General features: G+C 67.9%; 24 protein-coding genes and 1 tRNA gene. 16 read left to right on the plus strand and 9 right to left on the minus strand.

The window, feature by feature from the left end:
- Positions 1 to 61: 61 nt before the first annotated feature.
- The 12 genes from KDH83_RS05025 (at position 62) to KDH83_RS05080 (ending at position 10185) form a co-directional block, all read left to right on the plus strand.
- On the plus strand, positions 62 to 913 hold the full coding sequence (locus KDH83_RS05025; RefSeq protein WP_212313226.1) for an IclR family transcriptional regulator: 852 nt from the start codon (positions 62 to 64) through the stop codon (positions 911 to 913).
- A gap of 111 nt (positions 914 to 1024) precedes the next feature.
- Positions 1025 to 1291 carry an exodeoxyribonuclease VII small subunit gene (locus KDH83_RS05030; RefSeq protein ID WP_103273429.1) on the plus strand — a complete coding sequence of 89 codons (267 nt, stop codon included), beginning with the start codon at positions 1025 to 1027 and terminating at the stop codon, positions 1289 to 1291.
- A gap of 7 nt (positions 1292 to 1298) precedes the next feature.
- Positions 1299 to 2210: a polyprenyl synthetase family protein gene (locus KDH83_RS05035; protein WP_212313227.1), complete on the plus strand. Its 912-nt coding sequence runs from the start codon at positions 1299 to 1301 to the stop codon at positions 2208 to 2210.
- A 66-nt stretch (positions 2211 to 2276) separates the two neighbouring features.
- Complete coding sequence (dxs, locus tag KDH83_RS05040; protein WP_212313228.1) at positions 2277 to 4139, plus strand: 1-deoxy-D-xylulose-5-phosphate synthase; 1863 nt, start codon at positions 2277 to 2279, stop codon at positions 4137 to 4139.
- Between the two features lie 172 nt (positions 4140 to 4311).
- Positions 4312 to 5109, plus strand: coding sequence for a GTP cyclohydrolase FolE2 (gene folE2 / locus KDH83_RS05045; RefSeq protein ID WP_212313229.1), 798 nt, complete (start codon positions 4312 to 4314; stop codon positions 5107 to 5109).
- 7 nt (positions 5110 to 5116) lie between these two features.
- On the plus strand, positions 5117 to 6049 hold the full coding sequence (locus KDH83_RS05050; RefSeq protein ID WP_212313231.1) for a DUF817 domain-containing protein: 933 nt from the start codon (positions 5117 to 5119) through the stop codon (positions 6047 to 6049).
- Positions 6050 to 6231: 182 nt separating this feature from the next.
- Positions 6232 to 6606 carry a 30S ribosomal protein S6 gene (gene rpsF, locus KDH83_RS05055; protein ID WP_063952835.1) on the plus strand — a complete coding sequence of 125 codons (375 nt, stop codon included), beginning with the start codon at positions 6232 to 6234 and terminating at the stop codon, positions 6604 to 6606.
- A 49-nt stretch (positions 6607 to 6655) separates the two neighbouring features.
- On the plus strand, positions 6656 to 6979 hold the full coding sequence (gene priB, locus KDH83_RS05060; protein WP_212313233.1) for a primosomal replication protein N: 324 nt from the start codon (positions 6656 to 6658) through the stop codon (positions 6977 to 6979).
- 95 nt (positions 6980 to 7074) lie between these two features.
- On the plus strand, positions 7075 to 7347 hold the full coding sequence (gene rpsR / locus KDH83_RS05065; protein ID WP_006218308.1) for a 30S ribosomal protein S18: 273 nt from the start codon (positions 7075 to 7077) through the stop codon (positions 7345 to 7347).
- A 15-nt stretch (positions 7348 to 7362) separates the two neighbouring features.
- Positions 7363 to 7815 (plus strand): 50S ribosomal protein L9, encoded by a 453-nt coding sequence (gene rplI, locus KDH83_RS05070; RefSeq protein WP_212313235.1) that lies wholly within the window; start codon positions 7363 to 7365, stop codon positions 7813 to 7815.
- A 151-nt stretch (positions 7816 to 7966) separates the two neighbouring features.
- The gene (locus KDH83_RS05075; protein WP_212313237.1) at positions 7967 to 8806 is read left to right on the plus strand and encodes an RIO1 family regulatory kinase/ATPase; all 840 of its coding nucleotides are present in this window, start codon (positions 7967 to 7969) and stop codon (positions 8804 to 8806) included.
- On the plus strand, positions 8803 to 10185 hold the full coding sequence (locus tag KDH83_RS05080; RefSeq protein ID WP_212313239.1) for a replicative DNA helicase: 1383 nt from the start codon (positions 8803 to 8805) through the stop codon (positions 10183 to 10185). Before KDH83_RS05075 ends, KDH83_RS05080 begins: the two co-directional genes overlap by 4 nt.
- An 81-nt stretch (positions 10186 to 10266) precedes the next feature.
- Here the strand turns inward: KDH83_RS05080 and KDH83_RS05085 are convergent, their stop codons facing one another.
- The 5 genes from KDH83_RS05085 to KDH83_RS05105 form a co-directional block, all read right to left on the minus strand.
- Complete coding sequence (locus tag KDH83_RS05085; protein ID WP_212313241.1) at positions 10267 to 11244, minus strand: bile acid:sodium symporter family protein; 978 nt, start codon at positions 11242 to 11244, stop codon at positions 10267 to 10269.
- A gap of 130 nt (positions 11245 to 11374) precedes the next feature.
- Complete coding sequence (pdxA, locus tag KDH83_RS05090) at positions 11375 to 12355, minus strand: 4-hydroxythreonine-4-phosphate dehydrogenase PdxA (protein WP_212313243.1); 981 nt, start codon at positions 12353 to 12355, stop codon at positions 11375 to 11377.
- Between the two features lie 57 nt (positions 12356 to 12412).
- A complete protein-coding gene (locus KDH83_RS05095; RefSeq protein WP_212313246.1) occupies positions 12413 to 12733 on the minus strand; it encodes a hypothetical protein in 321 nt (106 codons plus the stop codon).
- A 98-nt stretch (positions 12734 to 12831) separates the two neighbouring features.
- Complete coding sequence (locus tag KDH83_RS05100; protein WP_103273441.1) at positions 12832 to 13290, minus strand: Lrp/AsnC family transcriptional regulator; 459 nt, start codon at positions 13288 to 13290, stop codon at positions 12832 to 12834.
- Positions 13291 to 13439: 149 nt separating this feature from the next.
- Positions 13440 to 14054 carry a hypothetical protein gene (locus KDH83_RS05105; protein WP_212313248.1) on the minus strand — a complete coding sequence of 205 codons (615 nt, stop codon included), beginning with the start codon at positions 14052 to 14054 and terminating at the stop codon, positions 13440 to 13442.
- 312 nt (positions 14055 to 14366) lie between these two features.
- On the opposite strand from KDH83_RS05105, the gene KDH83_RS05110 reads away from it, so the two are divergent.
- Positions 14367 to 14612 carry a hypothetical protein gene (locus KDH83_RS05110; protein WP_212313250.1) on the plus strand — a complete coding sequence of 82 codons (246 nt, stop codon included), beginning with the start codon at positions 14367 to 14369 and terminating at the stop codon, positions 14610 to 14612.
- A gap of 135 nt (positions 14613 to 14747) precedes the next feature.
- Positions 14748 to 15104 (plus strand): hypothetical protein, encoded by a 357-nt coding sequence (locus tag KDH83_RS05115; RefSeq protein WP_249204859.1) that lies wholly within the window; start codon positions 14748 to 14750, stop codon positions 15102 to 15104.
- 53 nt (positions 15105 to 15157) lie between these two features.
- Here KDH83_RS05115 and KDH83_RS05120 read toward each other — a convergent pair whose 3' ends face one another.
- Complete coding sequence (locus tag KDH83_RS05120) at positions 15158 to 15721, minus strand: DedA family protein (RefSeq protein WP_212313252.1); 564 nt, start codon at positions 15719 to 15721, stop codon at positions 15158 to 15160.
- A 25-nt stretch (positions 15722 to 15746) separates the two neighbouring features.
- The gene (locus tag KDH83_RS05125; RefSeq protein WP_212313254.1) at positions 15747 to 17186 is read right to left on the minus strand and encodes a PLP-dependent aminotransferase family protein; all 1440 of its coding nucleotides are present in this window, start codon (positions 17184 to 17186) and stop codon (positions 15747 to 15749) included.
- A gap of 168 nt (positions 17187 to 17354) precedes the next feature.
- On the opposite strand from KDH83_RS05125, the gene KDH83_RS05130 reads away from it, so the two are divergent.
- The gene (locus tag KDH83_RS05130; protein ID WP_212313256.1) at positions 17355 to 17735 is read left to right on the plus strand and encodes a hypothetical protein; all 381 of its coding nucleotides are present in this window, start codon (positions 17355 to 17357) and stop codon (positions 17733 to 17735) included.
- Positions 17736 to 17755: 20 nt separating this feature from the next.
- Positions 17756 to 17832 (plus strand) — tRNA-Met (locus tag KDH83_RS05135).
- Positions 17833 to 17980: 148 nt separating this feature from the next.
- Here the strand turns inward: KDH83_RS05135 and KDH83_RS05140 are convergent.
- Entirely contained in the window at positions 17981 to 18868 is an 888-nt protein-coding gene (locus tag KDH83_RS05140) for a helix-turn-helix domain-containing GNAT family N-acetyltransferase (RefSeq protein WP_212313258.1), read from the minus strand.
- Positions 18869 to 18923: 55 nt separating this feature from the next.
- Positions 18924 to 20057 carry an ankyrin repeat domain-containing protein gene (locus KDH83_RS05145; protein WP_212313260.1) on the minus strand — a complete coding sequence of 378 codons (1134 nt, stop codon included), beginning with the start codon at positions 20055 to 20057 and terminating at the stop codon, positions 18924 to 18926.
- Positions 20058 to 20166: the final 109 nt, after the last annotated feature.

The following is a 20166-nucleotide window of genomic DNA, read 5'->3' on the forward strand; positions in this document are numbered from 1 at the left end:
TTCGAATAACGGAATTATGTTTTGTCATTCGAAATAAACTATAAAAACGAAGCGCACGAAAATGCAATCCTTTTCTGACCGCAAGCGCATCCCCCATCCCGCGTCCAAGCCCGACGAGAAGCTCGCGCTCAGCCAGCCCGCGCGGCGCAAGCGCGCGGCCGCGACGGGCGAGGGCGGAGCCTCGCCGGACTTCATCACCGCGCTGGCGCGCGGGCTGGACGTGCTGCGCTGCTTCCGCCACGGCGTGAACGCGCTGGGCAACCTGGACCTGGCCCGCCTGACCGGCCTGCCCAAGCCCACCATCAGCCGCATCACCTACACGCTGACCGAGCTGGGCTATCTGCGCTATCACCCGGACACCGGCAAGTACTCTCCGGGCTATGGCGTGCTGGCGCTGGGCTATGGCCTGCTGGCCGGGCTCGAGGTGCGCGAACTGGCCAAGGCGTCGATGACCGAGCTGGCCCGCCAGACCGGCGGCGCCGTGGCGCTGGGCGCCTTCGACGGCGACGCCATGACCTACGTCGAGGCCGTCCACGGCTCGTCCGCGCTGTACCTGCGCCTGCCAGTCGGTTACCGCGCCAGCCTGGACAGCGCCATGGGGCGCGCCTACCTGGCCAGCCTGCCGGAAGACGAATGCGCGGCGCTCGCGGCGCGCATGGGCGAGGCCGCCCCCGACGATGCCGTCATCTGCCGCGCGCGCGCCGAGCTGCGCGAGACCGGCTGCTGTTTCGCCATCGGCGAGTGGCAGTCGGACATCAACGCGGTGGCGGTGCCGTTCGCCTCGCTCACGGGCGAGGGCGTGTTCGTGATGAGCTGCGGCGGTCCCGCCAGCCTGCTCAGCGAGGCCGAGCTGCGCGGGCGCGTCGCGCAATCGCTGGCCGATGCCGTGGAAGGGCTGGCCGGCGGCGCCTGAGGCGCGCGCGGCCGTCGTCGCGCGGGGCCGGCCGGCAAGCGCTGCGGCCGGCGGTGGGTATCTCGTACAATCCACGGATTGATCCACCCGATTGCGTTCCCGGAGGCCCTTTTGGCCAAACCTTCACAAGCCGATCCGCAGGTCGACGACCGCCCCTTGCCCCAGGATTTCGAAACGGCGCTGGCCGAGTTGGAGTCGCTGGTCGCGGCCATGGAAGACGGCTCGCTGCCGCTGGAGCAGTCGCTGGCGGCCTACCGCCGCGGCGTCGAGCTCACGCGCGTCTGCCAGGACCGCCTGGCGCAGGCCGAGCAGCAGGTGAAGGTGCTGGAGGGCGACTTGCTGCGCCCGCTGGATCCGGCGGCGCTGGACGACGAATAAGACTCGGATGAAGCAGACTCAACTCGCATTTCCGGAATGGCTGCAGGGCCGTGTCCGCCACGTCGAAGACGTCCTGGACGACCTGCTGCCCCCGGCCGACGCGCTGCCCGCGCGCCTGCACGAAGCCATGCGCTACGCCACGATGGGCGGCGGCAAGCGCGTGCGCGCGGCGATGGTCTATGCGGCCGGCCAGGCCTGCCCCGTCAGCGGCAGCGTGCTCGCCATCGAGGCCTCGCTGGACCGCGCGGCCGCGGCCGTGGAACTGATCCACGCCTATTCGCTGGTGCACGACGACCTGCCCTGCATGGACGACGATACGCTGCGCCGCGGCCGTCCCACCGCTCATGTGCAGTTCGACGAAGCCACCGCCATGCTGGCCGGCGACGCCCTGCAGCCGCTGGCGTTTGAATTGCTGGCGTCGATGCCGATCGCGCCCGCGCTGATCGTGCAGGCCACGCAGTCGCTGGCGCGCGCCGCCGGCAGCCAGGGCATGGCCGGCGGCCAGGCCATCGACCTGTTCAGCGTCGGCCGCGCGTTGTCGCGCGACGAACTGCAGACCATGCACAGCATGAAGACCGGCGCGATGCTGGCCTGCAGCGTGGCGCTGGGCGGCATCGTGGCCGGCGCCAGCTCGGCCTCGCGCCAGGCGCTGGACGTGTACGCGCAGGCCATGGGCCTGGCCTTCCAGGTGGTGGACGACATCCTGGACGTGACGGCGGACAGCGCCAGCCTGGGCAAGACGCCGGGCAAGGACGCCGCCGAGAACAAGCCCACCTACGTGTCCCTGCTGGGCCTGGACGAGGCGCGCGCCTTCGCCGAGGAGCTGCGCTCGACCGCGCTGGCGGCGCTGGAGCCGCTGGGCGACGCGGGCTTGCGCCTGGCCCAGCTGGCCGATTTCATCGTACTTCGGGATCGCTGATCCCTGACATGCCCGGCCTGGCTGCAGACCGGGGCAACGAACCGCAACAACAGCATGACGACAGGCATGACGACAGAACTTCTGGACAGCATCCAATCCCCGGCCGACCTCAGGCGCCTGGACCGCCGCGAGCTGAAACGGCTGGCCGAGGAGCTGCGCGGATTCGTGCTGGAATCGGTCTCCAAGACCGGCGGGCACCTGTCGTCCAACCTGGGCACGGTGGAACTGACGCTGGCCCTGCATCAGGTGTTCGACACGCCGCATGACCGCATCGTCTGGGACGTGGGCCACCAGTCCTACCCGCACAAGATCCTGACCGGCCGCCGCGCCGGCATGGCCAAGCTGCGCCAGCTGGGCGGCATCTCCGGCTTTCCCAAGCGCAGCGAATCGGAATTCGACGCCTTCGGCACTGCGCATTCGTCCACCTCGATCTCGGCCGCGCTGGGCATGGCGGTGGCCTCGCGCAACGCCGGCGTGCAGCGCCAGCACATCGCCGTGATCGGCGACGGCGCGATGTCCGCCGGCATGGCGTTCGAAGCCATGAACAACGCCGGCGTCACGCCCAACATCAACCTGCTGGTGATCCTGAACGACAACGACATGTCGATCTCGCCGCCGGTTGGGGCGCTGAACCGCTACCTGGCGCGCCTGATGTCGGGCCGCTTCTACGCCGCCGCCAAGAACGTCGGCCGCGCCGTGCTGCAGCACGTGCCGCCGGTGCTGGAACTGGCGCGCCGCTTCGAGGAACACGCCAAGGGCATGGTCACGCCGGCCACGCTGTTCGAGGAATTCGGCTTCAACTACGTGGGCCCGATCGACGGCCATGACCTGGACGCGCTGGTGCCCACGCTGCAGAACCTGAAGGCGCTGCAAGGCCTGCAGTTCCTGCACGTCGTCACCAAGAAAGGCCACGGCTACAAGCTGGCCGAGGCCGATCCGGTGCTGTATCACGGCCCGGGCAAGTTCGATCCGGCCGTCGGCATCCAGCAGGCCAAGGGTCCGGGCAAGCGCGGCTTCACCCAGGTCTTCGGCCAGTGGCTGTGCGACACGGCCGAGGCCGATTCGCGCCTGGTCGCGATCACGCCCGCCATGCGCGAGGGCAGCGGCCTGGTCGAGTTCGAGCAGCGTTTCCCGCAGCGCTATTTCGACGTGGGCATCGCCGAGCAGCACGCCGTGACCTTCGCCGCCGGCATCGCCTGCGAGGGCCAGAAGCCGGTGGTCGCCATCTATTCCACCTTCCTGCAGCGCGGCTACGACCAGCTGATCCACGACGTGGCGCTGCAGAACCTGGACGTCACCTTCGCGCTGGATCGCGCCGGCCTGGTGGGCGCCGACGGCGCCACCCACGCGGGCAACTACGACATCGCCTTCCTGCGCTGCATTCCCAACATGGTGGTGGCCACGCCGTCCGACGAGGCCGAGGCGCGGCTGCTGCTGTCCACCTGTTATCAGCATCCCGGCCCGGCCTCGGTGCGCTATCCGCGCGGCGCCGGCCGTGGCGCCGCCGAGGCGCCCGGACTGGAGACGGTCGAACTGGGCTGCGGCGTGGTGCGCCGCGAGGGCCGCAAGATCGCCATCCTGGGTTTCGGCACGCTGCTGCCGGCCGGGCAGGCCGCGGCCGAGGCGCTGGACGCCACGGTGGCCGACATGCGCTTCGTCAAGCCGATCGACCGCGAGCTGATCCTGGATCTGGCCAGCCGCCACGACGCCCTGGTCACGCTGGAAGAGGCCTGCATCATGGGCGGCGCCGGCAGCGCCGTGCTGGAAGTGCTGAGCGCGGCCGGCGTGCAGATCCCGGTGTTGCAGCTGGGCCTGCCCGACGAGTTCATCGACCACGGCGAACAATCCGCCTTGCTGGCCGGCGTCGGCCTGGACGCTTCCGGCATCGAGCAGTCGATCCGCACCCGGTTTTCCAGCCTGCTGGGCTGAGGCCGGCGAGGTTGTGCGGCCGGCTGGAACAGTCTGTTCCGGCCCCGCCAACCTATAAAGAGAAGGGTTTTCCCGGGCGCTTGCCGGTGTATGGGCGATAATGGCTCCCTTCCAAAAGACTCCTGGGCCGGGCACGGCAGCGCCGCCCCGCCTCCCAGACAGGTAAGCCGAAATGAATTCTCCGATTGATCCCGCCATCGTGATGCCCGATGTCCAGAGCTCCACGGACACGCGTCACATCCCGATCCAGCGCGTCGGCATCCGCGGCGTGCGCCACCCCATGCTGGTCGAAAGCGCCGACGGTTCGCCCCAGGGCACCGTGGCCAACTGGACCCTCACGGTCGCCCTGCCGCCCGAGGAGAAGGGCACCCACATGTCGCGCTTCGTGGCGCTGCTGGAAAAGTACCGCAGCACGCCCATGACGCCCAGGCTGTTCCGCCAGATGGCGGCCGACATGCTGCCGCTGCTGCACGCCGAACGCGGCGACATCACCGCGGCCTTCCCGTACTTCATCAACAAGTCCGCCCCCATCTCGGGCGTGCAGAGCCTGCTGGACTACGAAGTGCAGTGGATCGCGCGAGCCCAGGGCGACAGCGTTGAATTCGAACTGATCGTGCAGGTGCCGGTCACCAGCCTCTGTCCGTGCTCGAAGGCCATCTCCGAATACGGCGCGCACAACCAGCGCTCGCACGTCACGGTCTCGGCCATCCTGGGTTCGGACATCAGCATGGACGGCGTCATCCGCCTGATCGAGGACGAAGGCTCGTGCGAGCTGTGGGGCCTGCTCAAGCGTCCGGACGAGAAATACGTCACCGAACGCGCCTACGACAATCCCAAGTTCGTCGAGGACCTGGTGCGCGACGTGGCCGCCCGCCTGAACGCGCACCCCGGCATCGCCCGCTACCGCGTCGAGGCCGAGAACTTCGAATCCATCCACAACCACTCGGCCTACGCCGTGGTCGAAGGCTGATTCCTCCATGACGCATCCGGCGGCCTCCGACTGGCCGCTCATCGCAGGATTGCAGCAATGGGAAGCGCGGCTGGCCGGGAAACTGGCCGGCCGCGGCCGTTTTGGCCTCGCGCTCTACGAATTCTTCCGCTTCGGCGCGAAGCAGGCCTGGGCCTGCCTGTTCGGCGGCCTGATGTGCGCGCTGCTGCTGGGCACGCACTGGTGGTACCCCAAGGACGCGCTGCTGGCGCGTTACGACTTCCTGACGCTGGCCGCGCTGGGCATCCAGGCCGCGCTGTTGCTGTTGCGCATGGAGACCTGGGCCGAGGCCAAGGTGATCCTGATGTTCCATGTGGTCGGCACCGTCATGGAGATCTTCAAGACCTCGGCCGGCTCCTGGATCTATCCCGAGGCCAATCTGTTGCGCATCGGCGGCGTGCCGCTGTTCACCGGCTTCATGTACGCGGCGGTGGGCAGCTACCTGGCGCGGGTCTGGCGGTTGTTCGATTTCCGCTTCCGCGCCCATCCGCCGCTGGCGGCCACGCTGGCGCTGTCGGTGCTGATCTACGTGAATTTCTTCGCGCACCACTTCATCGCCGACTTCCGCCTGCTGCTGTTCGCGCTGACCGCGCTGCTGTTCGGCCGCGCCTGGGTCTATTTCCGCATCTGGCGCGAATACCGCCGCATGCCGCTGCTGTTGGGTTTCGTGCTGGTGGCGCTGTTTATCTGGTTCGCCGAGAACATCGGCACCTTCGCCAATGCCTGGCGCTATCCCAACCAGTCGGGCGGCTGGGAAATGGTGTCCATCGCCAAGCTGGGCTCCTGGTTCCTGCTGATGATCATCAGCTACGTGATGGTCAGCGTGGTGAACCGCCCCGAGGACATCTCGGCCGCCCCTGTTGCCGAAATGCCGCGCGAGGGCGGGGAATCGGGCGGATCTGGCGCGTCCCTTATTTCTTAAGGCCGCCTGGCTTGCGTCTGACAGGCCAATAGGCGATAATCGAGAGCTTTCTTGCTCGACCGCTCATGTTTTTTGAGCAGCGGGCTGCCCCTTGCAAGCTTGGCGTTTCACTTTCAGGCGCGTTGAAAAGCGTGCTGAATGGCGAGGCCAGGCGAGCAGGACATCCTCAAGGAGTTTTACTCATGCGTCACTACGAAGTGGTGTTTATCGTTCACCCCGACCAAAGCGAGCAAGTGCCCGCCATGGTCGAGCGTTACCAAGCGCTGGTCACGGGCCAAGGCGGCTCGATCCACCGCCTGGAAGACTGGGGCCGCCGTCAACTGGCCTACCCGATCCAGAAGCTCGTCAAGGCTCACTACGTCTGCCTGAACATCGAGTGCGGCCAAGCCACGCTGGATGAGCTGGAGCACTCGTTCCGCTACAACGACGCCGTGCTGCGCCACCTGGTCATCAAGACCAAGAAGGCCCAGACCACCCCCTCGATCATGATGAAGTCGGTCGAGCGCGAGGAAGCCCGCAAGGCGTCGGCTGAAGCCGCTGCCGCCCAGGCTGAGTAAGCAGGGCTAGCGCGACCGCACCCGCGCAAGTCCGACAGGCACCGGCAGGATGAATAGACTGGAACTCAGCGCCCGCGTTCTCGAATGCGAGCCTTTGCGCCACACTCCCGCTGGATTGCCCGCGCTGGAATTGCTGCTGGCGCACGAGTCCGAAGTGGTCGAGGCTGGCCTTCCGCGCCGCGTCGAACTCACGCTTCAGGCCGTTGCGCTGGGCGACCTGGCACTGATGCTCAAGGGCATCGCGCTGGGCACCGAACTGCAGGTAGTGGGCTTTCTGGCCCCGGCCCGCAAGGATTCGGTGAAGGTCAAGCTGCATTTGCAGCAGGCGCGCAAGACCGGCGGCAGTGCAGGGCACGATCCGCTGGTGGCATGACGGGACAGGAACGGGGCGCATAGCGCCTTCTGATAAACGGATAGGTTATGGGGCCGACGGCATGGCCAGGCCCCTCAAACATAGAGGTACACATCATGGCTTTCTTCGGAAAACGCAAGGAAAAACGCAAGTTCACGCAGCAGAACCCGCTGTTCAAGCGTCGCAAGTTCTGCCGCTTCACCGCCGCCGGCGTCGAAGAGATCGATTACAAGGATCTGGACACCCTGCGCGACTTCGTGCAAGAAAACGGCAAGATCATCCCGGCTCGTCTGACCGGCACCAAGGCTATCTACCAGCGCCAGCTGGACACCGCCATCAAGCGCGCGCGCTTCCTGGCCCTGTTGCCTTACACCGACAACCACAACTAATCCGGGGCACTGAAAATGCAAGTCATTCTGCTCGAAAAAGTCGTCAACCTGGGTAACCTGGGCGAAGTCGTGCGCGTGCGCGACGGCTATGCCCGCAACTTCCTGATCCCCCAGAAGAAGGCCCGTCGTGCCACCGACGCCGCCCTGAAGGAATTCGAAGCCCGCCGCGCTGAACTGGAAAAGCTGCAAGCCGAGAAGCTGGCCGCTGCCCAAGCCCTGGGCGAGCGCCTGAACGGCTACCAGCTGAAGATCGTCCAGAAGGCTGGCGTCGACGGCCGTCTGTTCGGTTCCGTGACCAACGCCGACATCGCCGAAGGCCTGAAGAAGGCTGACTTCGCGGTCGAGAAGATCCAGGTCCGCCTGCCCAATGGCCACCTCAAGGCCATCGGCGAGTATCCGGTCCAGATCGCTCTGCACGCCGACGTCGTGTCCGACGTGACCGTGCTGATCGAAGGCGACCTGTCCTGATTCCAGGACGGCTTCGCTGAAAAAAAGCCGGCCCGCGCGCCGGCTTTTTTTCTGTTCGCAATTTTGCCAAAGCGTGTAGCCTGTCGGGCTTCGCCCGCTCGCCGCATGCGCGCCCAGGCCTTTCTTCCCGCCGTTGCACTTCGAGGATCCATTGACACAGCCGCCCGTTCACCACAACGCGCCGCCCGGCCTGCGCGCCTGGCTAGACAGCGTGGACGCGTCGCGCGAGCCCTCGGTGCGGGAAGTGACCATAGACGGCGTGCGCTGTGTCATCAAGCGGCGCCGGCCCAGCCTGGGCGGCGGCCTGTCATATGCGCTGCGCTACACGCGCGCCCTGTTCCTGGGGCTGGGCTGCAAGCTGTTCCTGGGCGAATTTCCCCGCCCCGGCGTGGTGCTCCGGAACGGCCTCGAGCACGAGGCCGAGCGGCTGTCGGCGCTGCTGCAGGCTGGCTGCCGCGTGCCGGAAGTCTGGTGGCAGGAGCGCGGCCTGCTGGTGCTGGAGTACGTGGGCGAAGACCTGGCGGACCTGATCCGCAACGAGGATTCCACCACGCGCCTGTGGCTGGCCCGGGCCGCCGCGGCGGACCTGGCGGCCTTCCACGCGCGCGGGCTGTGGCACGGCGGCGCGCAGATCCGCAACATCACGCTGCGCGAGGGCGAGCTGTGGCGCATCGATTTCGAAGAGAACATCGGTTCGGCGCTGTCGCGTCCGCTGACCCAGGCTTATGATCTGTTCCAGATGCTGGCCTCGATCACGTCGCTGCGCACGCTGCCCGACGACGTGGGCCGGACGCTGGGTAAACTGGCGCTGGACGTCTATTTCGAGCATCACCCCGACGCCGAAGTCAAAAAATGCCTGGCGCGGCTGGCGCGCGTGCTGCGCGTCATCGCCGCGCCGCTGCGCCCGCTGCTGGGCCGGCTGCCGTCGCGCGACGTGCAGGGCTTTTTCCGCGTCGCGGATATCTTGCAGCCTTTACTTTTGAAGCCATGACCAATCCTGCCGATTCCCAGCTCGAATACCTGCGCGTTCCTCCCCATTCGATCGAGGCGGAGCAGTCGGTGCTGGGCGGCCTGTTGCTGGACAACAGCGCCTGGGACCGCATCGCCGACGTCCTGATCGAGGAAGACTTCTACCGCCACGACCACCGCCTTATCTGGCATCACATCGCTCGCCTGATCGGCCTGGCCCGTCCGGCCGACGTGATCACGGTGAACGAGTCGCTGGTCAGCGCCGGCAAGGCCGAGGACTCGGGTGGCCTGGCCTACCTGAACGCCCTGGCGCACAACACGCCGTCGGCCGCGAACATCCGCCGCTACGGCGAGATCGTGCGCGAGCGCGCCATGCTGCGCAAGCTGGTGTCGATCGCCGACGAGATCTCGTCGGCGGCCATGAACCCGCAGGGCAAGGAAGCGCGCCAGCTGCTGGACGAAGCCGAATCCAAGGTCTTCCAGATCGCGCAGGAAGGCGCGCGCGGCGCCGCCGGTTTCCAGGAAATCCAGCCGCTGCTGACGCAGGTGGTCGAGCGCATCGACGAGCTCTATCACCGCGAAGGCAGTTCCGACGTGACCGGCGTGCCCACGGGCTTCACCGACCTGGACAAGATGACGTCCGGCATGCAGGGCGGCGACCTGATCATCGTCGCGGGCCGTCCCTCGATGGGCAAGACCTCGTTCTCGATGAACATCGGCGAGCACGTCGCCATCGAGCAGGGCCTGCCCGTGGCCGTGTTCTCCATGGAAATGGGCGCAGTGCAGCTGGCCATGCGCATGCTGGGTTCGGTCGGCCTGCTGGACCAGCACCGCATGCGTACCGGCAAGCTGATCGCCGAGGACTGGCCGCGCGTGACCCACGCGGTGCAGCTGATGCAGGACGCACAGGTCTACATTGACGAATCGCCCGCGCTCAGCCCCATGGAAGTGCGCGCCCGCGCGCGACGCCTGGCGCGCCAGTGCGGCCAGCTCGGGCTGATCATCATCGACTACCTGCAGCTGATGTCGGGCAATGGCTCGGGCGAGAACCGGGCCACCGAAGTGTCGGAAATCAGCCGTTCGCTCAAGGGCCTGGCCAAGGAGCTGAACTGCCCGCTGATCGCGCTGTCGCAGCTGAACCGCAGCCTGGAACAACGCCCCAACAAGCGTCCCGTGATGAGCGACCTGCGTGAATCGGGCGCCATCGAACAGGATGCCGACGTGATCCTGTTCATCTACCGCGACGAGGTCTACAACCCCGATTCGCCGGATAAGGGCACGGCCGAGATCATCATCGGCAAGCAGCGTAACGGTCCCATCGGCACCGTGCGCCTGACCTTCCAGGGCTCCAGCACGCGCTTCCTGAACTTCTCCGGCGCGCAGCCGAAGGATATGTACTGAGCGCGTTGCGTCAGCGCCAGCTCGCCTGAACAAAAAACCACGCCGCAGCGTGGTTTTTTCATTCCAGGGACAGCGTGAAGATCAGGCCGAGGTTTCCGGCCGCTTGCCGTAGCGCGCGGCCAGCACGCCGCAGACCATCAGCTGGATCTGGTGGAACAGCATCAGCGGCAGCACGATGGCGCCCACCGCATGGCCCGCGAACAGCACCTGGGCCATCGGGATGCCGCTGGCCAGGCTCTTCTTGGAGCCGCAGAAGAGCAGGGTGATGCGGTCTTCGATATTGAAGCCCAGCGCCTTGCCGGCCAGCGCCGACAGGCCCAGCGCCAGCGCCAGGATCAGCGCGCAGGCCGCCACCAGCCCGGCCAGCGCCGGCAGCGGCGTGCTGCTCCACAGGCCTTCGTTGATGGCTTCGGAGAAGGCGGTGTACACCACCAGCAGGATCGAGCCCTGGTCCACGAACTTCAGCATGGCCTTGCGCCGGTGCACCCAGGCGCCGATCCAGCGGCGCGCGAACTGGCCCAGCACGAAGGGCAGCAGCAGTTGCAGCATGATCTTGATCACGGCGTCGAACGAGATCGGCGCGCTGCCGGCCTTGGCCACCACCGTGCCCACCAGCAGCGGCGTGAGGAAGATGCCCAGCAGGCTCGATGCCGACGCGCTGCACACGGCCGCCGGCACATTGCCGCGCGCCATCGACGTGAACGCGATCGCCGATTGCACCGTGGCGGGCAGGCAGCACAGGAACAGGATGCCCAGGTACAGCTCGGGCGTGACCAGCGGCTCCAGCACCGGCTTGAGCGCCAAGCCCAGCAGCGGAAACATCAGGAACGTGGCCGAGAAGATGGTCAGGTGCAGCTTCCAGTGCGTCAGCCCGGCGATGACGGCCTCGCGCGACAGGCGCGCGCCATGCAGGAAGAACAGCAGGCCGACCGCGATGTTGGTGATCCAGCCGAACACGGCCACGCCCTTGCCGTGCGCGGGCACGATGCTGGCGATGATGACGGTGCAGATCAGGTAGAGGGTGAAGCGGTCGGGCAGGAGGCGTGCGAGGCGTTGCATGGGGACGTGACGGGGGAAAAAGGCCGGCGGCCACAGGGGCCGCCGCGAGGTCCGTATTGTAGTCCCGCAAGGCGGGGCGTCGGCGGCGCCGGCCCCGCCGGTGTCCACGGGGCGAGGCGCCGGCGCGCCGCTACGGCGTCATGGCCAGGGCCAGGTCGAAGGCGGCGACCAGCGAGGCGTGGTCGGCCACGCCCTTGCCGGCGATGTCGAACGCCGTGCCATGGTCCACGCTGGTGCGCACGAAGGGCAGGCCCACCGTGACGTTGACGCCATGGTCCAGGCCCAGGTATTTCACGGGGATCAGGCCCTGGTCGTGGTATTGCGCCACCACGATGTCGAACTCGCCGCGCCGCGCGCGCATGAAGATGGTGTCGCCCGGCCAGGGGCCGCTGGCGTTGATGCCTTCGGCGCGGGCTTGGGCGATGGCCGGCTCGATGACCTCGATTTCCTCGCGGCCGAACTTGCCGCCTTCGCCCGCGTGCGGATTCAGGCCTGCGACCGCCACGCGCGGTTGCGCGATGCCCATCTGGCGACAGGCCCGGTCGGCCAGGCGCAGCGCGCTCAGCTCGGCCTGCGGCGTGATGCGCGCGATGACGTCGGCCAGCGCCACGTGGATGGTCACCAGCAGCACGCGCAGCTCGTCATTGGCCAGCATCATGGCGAAGTCCGTCGTGCCGGAACGTTCGGCCAGGATCTCGGTATGGCCGGGATAGTCGATGCCGGCCAGGTGCATGGAATGCTTGTTCAGCGGCGCGGTGACGATGGCGCGGATGGCGCCCGCCTGGGCGTCGTCGATGGCGGCGCAGACATAGCCGTAGGCGCCGCGTCCGGCCAGGGCGCTGAGTTGCCCCGGCGGCAGGTCGGCGGGCAGGGCGGGGCCGGGGCTGATGACCTCGATCAGGCCGGCGCGCAGGCTGGCCTGGCCGGGCGAAGTGATCTCGACCACGTCCAGGCGCGCGCCCAGCGCGGCCGCCGCGCGGCGCAGCGCGCCGGCGTCGCCGTACACCACATGCGGCGCGCGCAGGCCCTGCGCACAGGCTTTGACGACGATTTCAGGGCCGATGCCGGCGGCATCGCCCATGGTGATGCCCACGGGCAGCATGGTGTTCACGATATGCGTAGGGAAAGGCTTGCTTGGGCAAATGCTACACCCGGGAGCGCCGGCGGCTTACTTCTGCGGCTTCCCGTTGCCGTCGTCCTTGGGTTCGACGGCGGTGCATTCGAAGGTCACGGTGGCGCGCTTGGGCGTCAGGCCGGTGGCGCTGTTGGACGTGATCTTGGGCTTGACCAGCTTGCTGTTGATCGACTGGCAATACTCATCGGCGCGTTGCAGGGTCTGGTTCTTCAGCTCGACCCAGGTCAGCCACCGCGCGCCCGCGCTGTTGGTGACGCTGTAGGTGTGCTTGTCGACCTGCGTCACTTCGCCCATGCCCGCGCAGGCGGACAGCAGGACGAGCAGGGCGGCGGCGGGGGCGAGGCGTGCGAGCATGGGGATGGAATGTCCGGTTGGGAATGTTTCCCAGATTACAACACGGCGCGGGCCGCGCCGCGCGGCGTCCGGCGCGGCCAATGACCGCGTCGATGGCCTCAGGGCGCGGCCACGGCGCTGCGGCGGTCGACCTTGCGGCTCAGCACGATGGACGTCTGCGTCTGCTTGACGCCGTCGATCAGGCCGATGCGGTCCAGCAGCGCGTCGAGCTGTTCATGCGTTTCGCAGCGCAGGAAGATCAGATAGTCGTAGGGGCCGCTGACCGAGGATACTTCCTCGACCTCGGGCATGCGCTCCAGCTCGCGGATCACGGCGGCGGGCGTCTTGGGCAGCACGCTGATGAAGCAATAGGCGCGCACCGCGGCTTCTTCAAGCAGGCGGCCCAGCCGCACGCCGTATCCCGCGACCACATGCTCGCGTTCCAGCCGCGCGATGCGCGCCACCACGGTGGTGCGGGCCAGCCCGAGCTTGCGCGCGAGGATCGCGGCGGGTTCGCGCGCGTTGGCCTGCAGCAGGCTGAGCAGTTGCCGGTCTATGGCGTCGAGTCGTTCGTTCATGCGCGGAAACGTCGCTGGCGGCCGGCCGGTGCCGGGCGGAGTGACGAACTTACAGGGCGGGCCGGCGCGCGTCAATGCGCCCGGCGGGCATGCGATCCTGGCCGTCCGGAGAGGCCCAGGCGTGGCGGGGCGGCTTCGATGCGCCCGATTCAGCCATCCGATTCCGGCGGGATGCCGCCTTGGTAAATGCGGCCGCCGAATTCGAAGCGGGTGATGGTCTTGCGCGCGGCATCGAAGATGCGATCGCGCGCCGCCTCGTCGGCCTCGGGGCCGTCGGCCAGCGTGAAGCGGCACAGGTCGATGCCGCTGTCATAGTAGGCCCGGCGCACCAGGGCGCTGACGCCGGCCTCGTGGGCGAAGTGCGCGAACTCGCGCAGCTGCTCCATTTCATGGAAGGCGCCGGCGCCGCTGACCAGCAGCATGCCGAACTTGTGTTCCTCGGCGGTCTCGGGCGGCGCGGAATCGTTGCGCGCCGTCGCGCCAGCGGGCGCGGGGTCGTCGTAGTCGAAGCGCGCGCCGGCTTCGCGCATCGCCGCCAGCACGCGCTGCCATTGCGCTTCGTCCAGCACCTGGCGAGCCATCATGTAGAACAGCCGCTGGCGGCCCAGGGCGCGCGGCTCGAGGCCGCCGATGTAGCTGCTCCAGGGGGCGGCCGCGTCCAGTCCGGCCAGTTCGGCCATGCGCGCGTCGCCGAGGCCCAGCCTGTCCTGCAGGCGCCGCAGCGCCTGGGCATCCGGGGGAAGATAGTTCTGGATCGTCTTCATGCGCGCCTCCGAGCCTAGCGTGCTGTCCCGCAGGTACGCCCGCACGAAATCCACCCCTAGCCGCCATGGCGTCGTTGCAAATCCTCGCGATACCTACGGGTATCGCTGCGGTTTGCGCCTAGCCCTGACGTCTATGGATGAATTTCGTCATGCGGACGTACCTACGGGACAGCACACTAGCCGCGCGGCCGCTGCGGGCCCGGCCGCGCAGTCCATGCTAGCGCGGCATCGCGGCCTTGCCCAGGGGGCAGGCCCGCGCCGGGCGCCGTGCTAGGATTTGCGCCGACCCCAATACCGCCAGGAGCAAGCGCCATGGATATCCAGGAACAAATCGCCGTCATCGTCCACACCATTTCCCATCAGGGCGGACGTATCGACGCCTTGAACGCGACGCTGCTGTCGATGCTGCATCTGGCCAAGTCCTCGCCCGGCCTGCGCGAGGCCATCGAGGCGCAGCTGGAGCAGAACTATGCCAGCCTGCTGGCCCGTTCCGAGAACCCGCAGTACGTGGCTGGCTTCGAGAGCGTGCGCGACCAGATCGTGGCCGCGCTCAAGTGATGGCGCGGCGCGCCGGACCCACGGCCGCTGTCCATGGCCCGGCCGCAGCCATGCGGCATAGTTACCCACATCTTTTGTGGACAAGCCTTGGGATAGCGCGGGTACAGCCTGGAAAAATCCTTTGATTACAAGGGCTTGTTCGCGCTGCTCAAGAACGGCGTCGGCCGGGCGCCAGAAGGAGCCGCCATGCGGGCCCCAAGCCGGGTAATATGCGCCCCCATGCGGAATCAGTATCGATTGGAAACACCGGGCCGGGCGTCGTACGCCAGGATCTCGGAAGCGGCAAAGCTGGCGGCGTTCGACCCCGGCAAACTTTCACCCGAGGCGCGCCAGAGCTGGGAGCGCCTGGGACATGACTTCAAGGCCTGGCATGACTTCGACCAGCGCCACCCCGTCCTGCGCCGCCTGGCGCTGCTGCCCGTGATCGGCGGCTGGTATCGCAAGGCCCGCCGCCGCCATGTGCTGCGGGGCGGCGGCAGGCTGCTGGTGTGACGGGGCGCGCCTGAGTCGCCCTGGACGGTCACGGCAAGGCGCCTTCCGGCGCCTCAGCGGCGGCGTTTCGCCAGCCAGCGATGGACCAGCCACACCACCGCCGCCACCGCCAGCGCGGCCGCGAGCTTGGTTTCGACGCCATGCAGCCGCCCCAGCAGCGACTCGATGGTCTGCCCGAACAGGTAGCCCAGCAGGCTGAAACACACGGCCCAGATGGCCGCCGCCACGACGTTGAGCAGCAGGAAGCGCAGCGCCGGCACGTTCGACACGCCCAGCGCGATCGGCCCCACGGTGCGCAGCCCGTACAGGAAGCGCAGGCTGAGGATGAAGCCGTCAGGATGCCGGTCCACCGCCTCCAGCGCCTTGGCGAAGGCCGGCTTGGCGCGCAGCCGCAGCACCAGCCTGTGATCGCGCCAGCGCCGGCCCAGGTAGAACAGCGCCTGGTCGGCGATCAGCGAGCCGGCGAAGGCGCACAGCATCACGCCCGGCAGGCGCAGCAGGTGCTGGTGCGCCAGGAATCCGGCGAACACCACCACGCTCTCGCCCTCGAGCAGCGTGCCCCCCAGCACCGCCCACAGGCCGTAGCTGGCGATGAACTCGTGCAGCGCCGGGCTCATGGCGCGGGCCTCCCACGGCCGCGCGTCACGCCTGCCCCGCTTCGACGATGCGCGCCAGCGTCAGCAGGGCGCGGTCGATCTCGGGCGTGTGGCGCTGGCCGCAGCTGATGCGCAGGAAGTGTTCGTAGCGGCCGCTGTTGGAGAACATCGCTCCCGGCGCCACGCGTATGCCCTGGCGCAATGCTTCTTCGAACACGCGCATGCCGGAACGGCCGCCGGGCATCTCGACCCACAGCAGCATGCCGCCGCGCGGCATGCTCAGGCGCGTGCCAGGCGGAAAGTGGGAGGCGATGAGTTCGGCGCTGCGGTCGCGCTGCGTCTTCAGTTCGCGCCGCAGCCGGATCAGGTGCCGGTCATACGCGCGCGATCCCAGGTAGTCGGCCACGGCGATCTGCGCCAGCGGTTCGTTGGGGCGGCTTTGCGCGAACTTCAGCATGGCGATGCGCGCCTTCCAGCGCCCGCCCAGCAGCCAGCCCAGCCGCATGCCCGGCGCCAGCGTCTTGTGCATGGACGCGCAATAGATCACGTTGCCGGTGGGGTCCCAGGACTTGGCCGCGGGCAGCGGCGCGTCGTCGTCGGTCAGCGCGCCGTAGGTGTCGTCCTCGATCAGCGGCACCTGCTGGCGTTCGCACAGCGCCACCAGCCTGGCTTTTTCAGCGTCCGGCATCACGCAGCCCAGCGGGTTCTGGAAGTTCGGCACGACCACCACGGCGCGGATGTTGCCGTGGGTCTGGAAGGCCAGGTCCAGCGCCTCGATCGACAGGCCGTGCTGCGGGCTGGTGGGGATCTCCAGCGCGCGCATGCCCAGGCTTTCCAGGATCTGCAGCAGGCCGAAGTAGCAGGGCGATTCCACCGCGATGGTGTCGCCCGGCCGCGCCACCGCGCGCAGCGCCAGGTTCAGCGCCTCGATGCAGCCATGCGTGACGATGACATCGTCGGCGCTGGCGTTGATGCCGTTGGCCAGCGCGCGGCGGGCCAGCACCGCGCGCAGTTCGGGATGCCCCTGCGGCGGCACCGGGCTGACCAGCGTCTGCGGCGATTGCCGCAGCACACGGATCATCGCCTGTTTCAGTTCTTCCATGGGGTAGGCCTCGGGCACGGCCGCCGCCAGCGCGAAGTTGGCGCTGACCGGATGGGCCTCGCATTTGGCGATGAAGTCCGAGACGCGGTCATGGATGCCCACGTACTGGGCGGCGCCCAGCGCCTGCCGGATGTCCGGCTCGGCCACCGGCGGTATGCCGTTGCGCCGCGGCTTGAGCACGAAATAGCCGGAACGCGGCCGCGCCTCGATCAGGCCGTCGTCCTCCAGCAGGCGGCAGGCCTGCAGCGCCGTGGACAGGCTGACATGGTGGGTGCGGACCAGGGCGCGGACCGAAGGCATGCGCTGGTCCGGGGCGAGCACGCCGTTCTGGATGGCGCGCCGGTAATGATTGGCCAGGCGGAGATAGAGCGGTTGCGATTCCATGCGCCGATCATGCTCCCCGTGTGTGGATGGCGGCTAGGCACAGATGCGGCCAAAGTACACCATAACAGCAGGGAAATCGAGCTTCTGCATCGGTACAGAAAGCCGGAATGTGTGGCTGTTGCGCATAGCAGGGCCCGCGTAGCCTGTCAGCATCGACAGGAGATGATCATGAACCCCAATTCCCCGCCCGGGCCTCACACGACGCGCCTGGATCTGGCTGCCGGCGCCTCGCGGACATTCCTGCTGCGGGCCGGCGCCAACATCGTCTGCCTGAGCGGCAGCCTGCTCATCGACGCGCCGCGCCTGCCCGAAAACGGCGCGCCGTGCCCGCCGCTGCGCCTGAACGCGGGCGAGGCGCAGGGCGTGGGGCACGGCGGCGTGCTGCGCGTCACCGCCATCGGCGCCGCCCCGCTGGTCTGCCTGAATCCGCCGGGCTGGACGGCCCGGCTGGGGCACTTGCTGCGGGGTGGGCTGGCGCTGCTGGCGGGCGTCGCGGCGCGTCAAAAAAACGGGGGCGGAGTCGATGCGCTGCACAACATTTCAAAATGATGTATGATTCACACATCAGACGCGGGGTGGAGCAGTCTGGCAGCTCGTCGGGCTCATAACCCGAAGGTCGTAGGTTCAAATCCTGCCCCCGCAACCAGTTTCAGCAGCGTCGCCATCTGATGGTGACGCGATAAAAAGCCCCGAATGCGCAAGCGTCGGGGCTTTTTGCTATCCGGTCTCTTCGCAAGACGCCGGCCGGCACGCGCGCATCGGGAGCGGGACGGCTTCCAGGGCGTGCATGCCTGTCAGGCTGTCAGCCGTTTCTCGAACCAGTGATGGGCGTAGGGCTCGTCGCTGAAGGCAGCGACTTCCACATAGCCGGCCTGCCGGTAGAGCCGGATCGCCTCGCTCAGCGCCCGGTTGGTTTCCAGGCGCACGCTGCGCGCGCCGTGCTGGCGCGCCTGGGTTTCGGCCTGGGCGATCAGGCGCCGCCCCAGGCCCAGTCCTCGGGCGGACGGGCTGACCCACATCCTCTTGAGCTCGCAAGGCGCTGGACCATGGAACTTGAGCGCCACGCATCCCACCGGCTCGCCATGCAGCCGGGCCATGATCAAGGCGCCTTGCGGATGCCTGAGCTCGCGGGCATCGGCCGGCAGGCTGTTGTCCGGATCGAAACCGGCATCGAAGCGGGCGTTCAGCTCGGCAAAATACTGCATGAAACACCCGCGCGCGTCATCGCTGTCCGGATCCTCGACGGCGAAGCTCACCAGCGATGCCTGCAGCAGGCGCTCGACTTCGGCCATTGCCTCGACCAGCCGCTGGCGTTGCCCGTCGCTCAGTGGTTCCAGCACGCGGCAGGCGACCGAGTCCGACAGCTTCTCCAGTTCGTTTCTTTCGTCCAGGCCGGCTGGGGTCAGTCTGGCCCGGCGCACCCGGCGGTCGTCCGGGCGCGCTTCAACCAGGACGAGTCCCTGCCGTTCGAGCGAGACCAGGGTGCGGCTGAGGTAGCCGGAATCCAGGTTCAAGCGCGCCCGCAGCGTGCGCAGATCGGCGCCCTCGGCGCCGATTTCCCATAGCAGCCGGGATTCGCCCATCGGCCGGCCGCGTCCCAGGAAGCGGTCGTCGATCGCGCCGATGCCTGCGGCGACGACGCGGTTGAAGCTGCGGACCTGCTGGATGTCGGATGGGTTCATATCTCTGACTTTAGTCAGAGATATCGGTACCGTCAATGCCCGCGCGGCTCGCCCGTCATTCCGAGTACTCGCCGTCGGCGACGCGATTCATGTGCAGGGCGGGCGCGGCCATGAAATCCTGGAATGTGGCGATATCGCCGTACTCCTCGTGTTCGATATCCCAGTAGCCGATGCGTCGGGTCTTGGGATTCCAGACCAGCACGGTGTCGGAATAATCGCCGGACGAGCGGCTCAGGCGCAGCACCTTCTTGCGGCCGGCCTTCATCGGCACCGTGTCCGTCAGCGCGAAGAACTCCACGAAACCGAAATCGCAGTCGGGCAGTTCGATGCGTCGCTGCGCGCCTTGCAGGAAGTCGAGCAGGTCCGGCGCCAGCTTGTAGGGCTTGAGTTCATGCAGCCGGTTGGCCAGGCTGTGCAATTCCGGGGGTTCCAGCGACTTGAAATACGCCGCCAGCGCCGCGTCGTCCTGTTCGACCGCGACGGTATAGGGGCGGTCGCCGTCGCGATTGGTCAGCGAGACGTCCGCGCCATGCTCCACCAGCAGGCGGCACAGGTTCAGGTCGCGATTGCGGGCGGCCACCAGCAGGGGCGTCGCGCTGTCCGAGAACACCTGGTCGCGGGCGTGGAAATTGATGTCCACGCCATGCGCGAGAAAGAAATCCACCGCCTGCCGGTTGCGACTGAATACCGCCGAGCGGAAGGCTTCCCCGCCATGTCTGGCGGCGGTGTGCCCAAGCGCCTCGATGACGGGCAGGTGCTTGAGCTTCCTGCCATACAGCGCCTGCTGGTAGGCGTCGCCGCCGACCTTGCGCCGGGCATGGATGTCGGCGCCATGGGCCGCCAGATGCCGCATCAGGTCCGGCGTGCCGTAGCGGGCGGCCAGCGCAAAGGCGGGCGCGTCCGCGCGGTTCAGATCGGCGCCGCGCTCGACCAGCCAGTGCACGGACGTGGCGGCATTGGCGGCCAGCGCCAGCAAGAGCGGCGGCTCCTGGGTGTGCGGGCCCAGCACGATGGCGGCCTCGATATCGCAGCCTTCGGCCAAGGCGCGGTCCAGCGCGGCGACGTCGCCTGCCAGCAGCGCCGCCACGAACGGCGGCAGGGCCTCGAAATTGCCGATGTCGGCGATCTTCACCATCAGATGGAACTCCAGCCACGGACGGACCCTGGCTCCGGATTGCGTGAGGCGCATGATGCGCGCGGGCCATCCTAGCATGCGTGCCAGGCCGTACCGCGCCGCGGCGTGCCGGGCAACTTCGCCCATATCCATGTGCAGCATGGTCTTGACTTCAAGTCGACTT

The sequence above is a fragment of the Achromobacter sp. Marseille-Q0513 genome, from assembly GCF_018195695.1.
Classification (GTDB): Bacteria; Pseudomonadota; Gammaproteobacteria; order Burkholderiales; family Burkholderiaceae_B; genus Achromobacter.

What these genes read in the sequence shown, in the direction of transcription:
- KDH83_RS05025 (WP_212313226.1), top strand. Translation starts at nt 62, where the DNA reads ATGCAATCCTTTTCTGACCGCAAGCGCATCCCCCATCCCGCGTCCAAG.
- KDH83_RS05035 (WP_212313227.1), top strand. Translation starts at nt 1,299, where the DNA reads ATGAAGCAGACTCAACTCGCATTTCCGGAATGGCTGCAGGGCCGTGTC.
- dxs (WP_212313228.1), top strand. Translation starts at nt 2,277, where the DNA reads ATGACGACAGAACTTCTGGACAGCATCCAATCCCCGGCCGACCTCAGG.
- folE2 (WP_212313229.1), top strand. Translation starts at nt 4,312, where the DNA reads ATGAATTCTCCGATTGATCCCGCCATCGTGATGCCCGATGTCCAGAGC.
- KDH83_RS05050 (WP_212313231.1), top strand. Translation starts at nt 5,117, where the DNA reads ATGACGCATCCGGCGGCCTCCGACTGGCCGCTCATCGCAGGATTGCAG.
- rpsF (WP_063952835.1), top strand. Translation starts at nt 6,232, where the DNA reads ATGCGTCACTACGAAGTGGTGTTTATCGTTCACCCCGACCAAAGCGAG.
- priB (WP_212313233.1), top strand. Translation starts at nt 6,656, where the DNA reads ATGAATAGACTGGAACTCAGCGCCCGCGTTCTCGAATGCGAGCCTTTG.
- rpsR (WP_006218308.1), top strand. Translation starts at nt 7,075, where the DNA reads ATGGCTTTCTTCGGAAAACGCAAGGAAAAACGCAAGTTCACGCAGCAG.
- rplI (WP_212313235.1), top strand. Translation starts at nt 7,363, where the DNA reads ATGCAAGTCATTCTGCTCGAAAAAGTCGTCAACCTGGGTAACCTGGGC.
- KDH83_RS05080 (WP_212313239.1), top strand. Translation starts at nt 8,803, where the DNA reads ATGACCAATCCTGCCGATTCCCAGCTCGAATACCTGCGCGTTCCTCCC.
- KDH83_RS05085 (WP_212313241.1), bottom strand. Translation starts at nt 11,244, where the DNA reads ATGCAACGCCTCGCACGCCTCCTGCCCGACCGCTTCACCCTCTACCTG.
- KDH83_RS05095 (WP_212313246.1), bottom strand. Translation starts at nt 12,733, where the DNA reads ATGCTCGCACGCCTCGCCCCCGCCGCCGCCCTGCTCGTCCTGCTGTCC.
- KDH83_RS05100 (WP_103273441.1), bottom strand. Translation starts at nt 13,290, where the DNA reads ATGAACGAACGACTCGACGCCATAGACCGGCAACTGCTCAGCCTGCTG.
- KDH83_RS05105 (WP_212313248.1), bottom strand. Translation starts at nt 14,054, where the DNA reads ATGAAGACGATCCAGAACTATCTTCCCCCGGATGCCCAGGCGCTGCGG.
- KDH83_RS05110 (WP_212313250.1), top strand. Translation starts at nt 14,367, where the DNA reads ATGGATATCCAGGAACAAATCGCCGTCATCGTCCACACCATTTCCCAT.
- KDH83_RS05120 (WP_212313252.1), bottom strand. Translation starts at nt 15,721, where the DNA reads ATGAGCCCGGCGCTGCACGAGTTCATCGCCAGCTACGGCCTGTGGGCG.
- KDH83_RS05125 (WP_212313254.1), bottom strand. Translation starts at nt 17,186, where the DNA reads ATGGAATCGCAACCGCTCTATCTCCGCCTGGCCAATCATTACCGGCGC.
- KDH83_RS05130 (WP_212313256.1), top strand. Translation starts at nt 17,355, where the DNA reads ATGAACCCCAATTCCCCGCCCGGGCCTCACACGACGCGCCTGGATCTG.
- KDH83_RS05140 (WP_212313258.1), bottom strand. Translation starts at nt 18,868, where the DNA reads ATGAACCCATCCGACATCCAGCAGGTCCGCAGCTTCAACCGCGTCGTC.
- KDH83_RS05145 (WP_212313260.1), bottom strand. Translation starts at nt 20,057, where the DNA reads ATGCGCCTCACGCAATCCGGAGCCAGGGTCCGTCCGTGGCTGGAGTTC.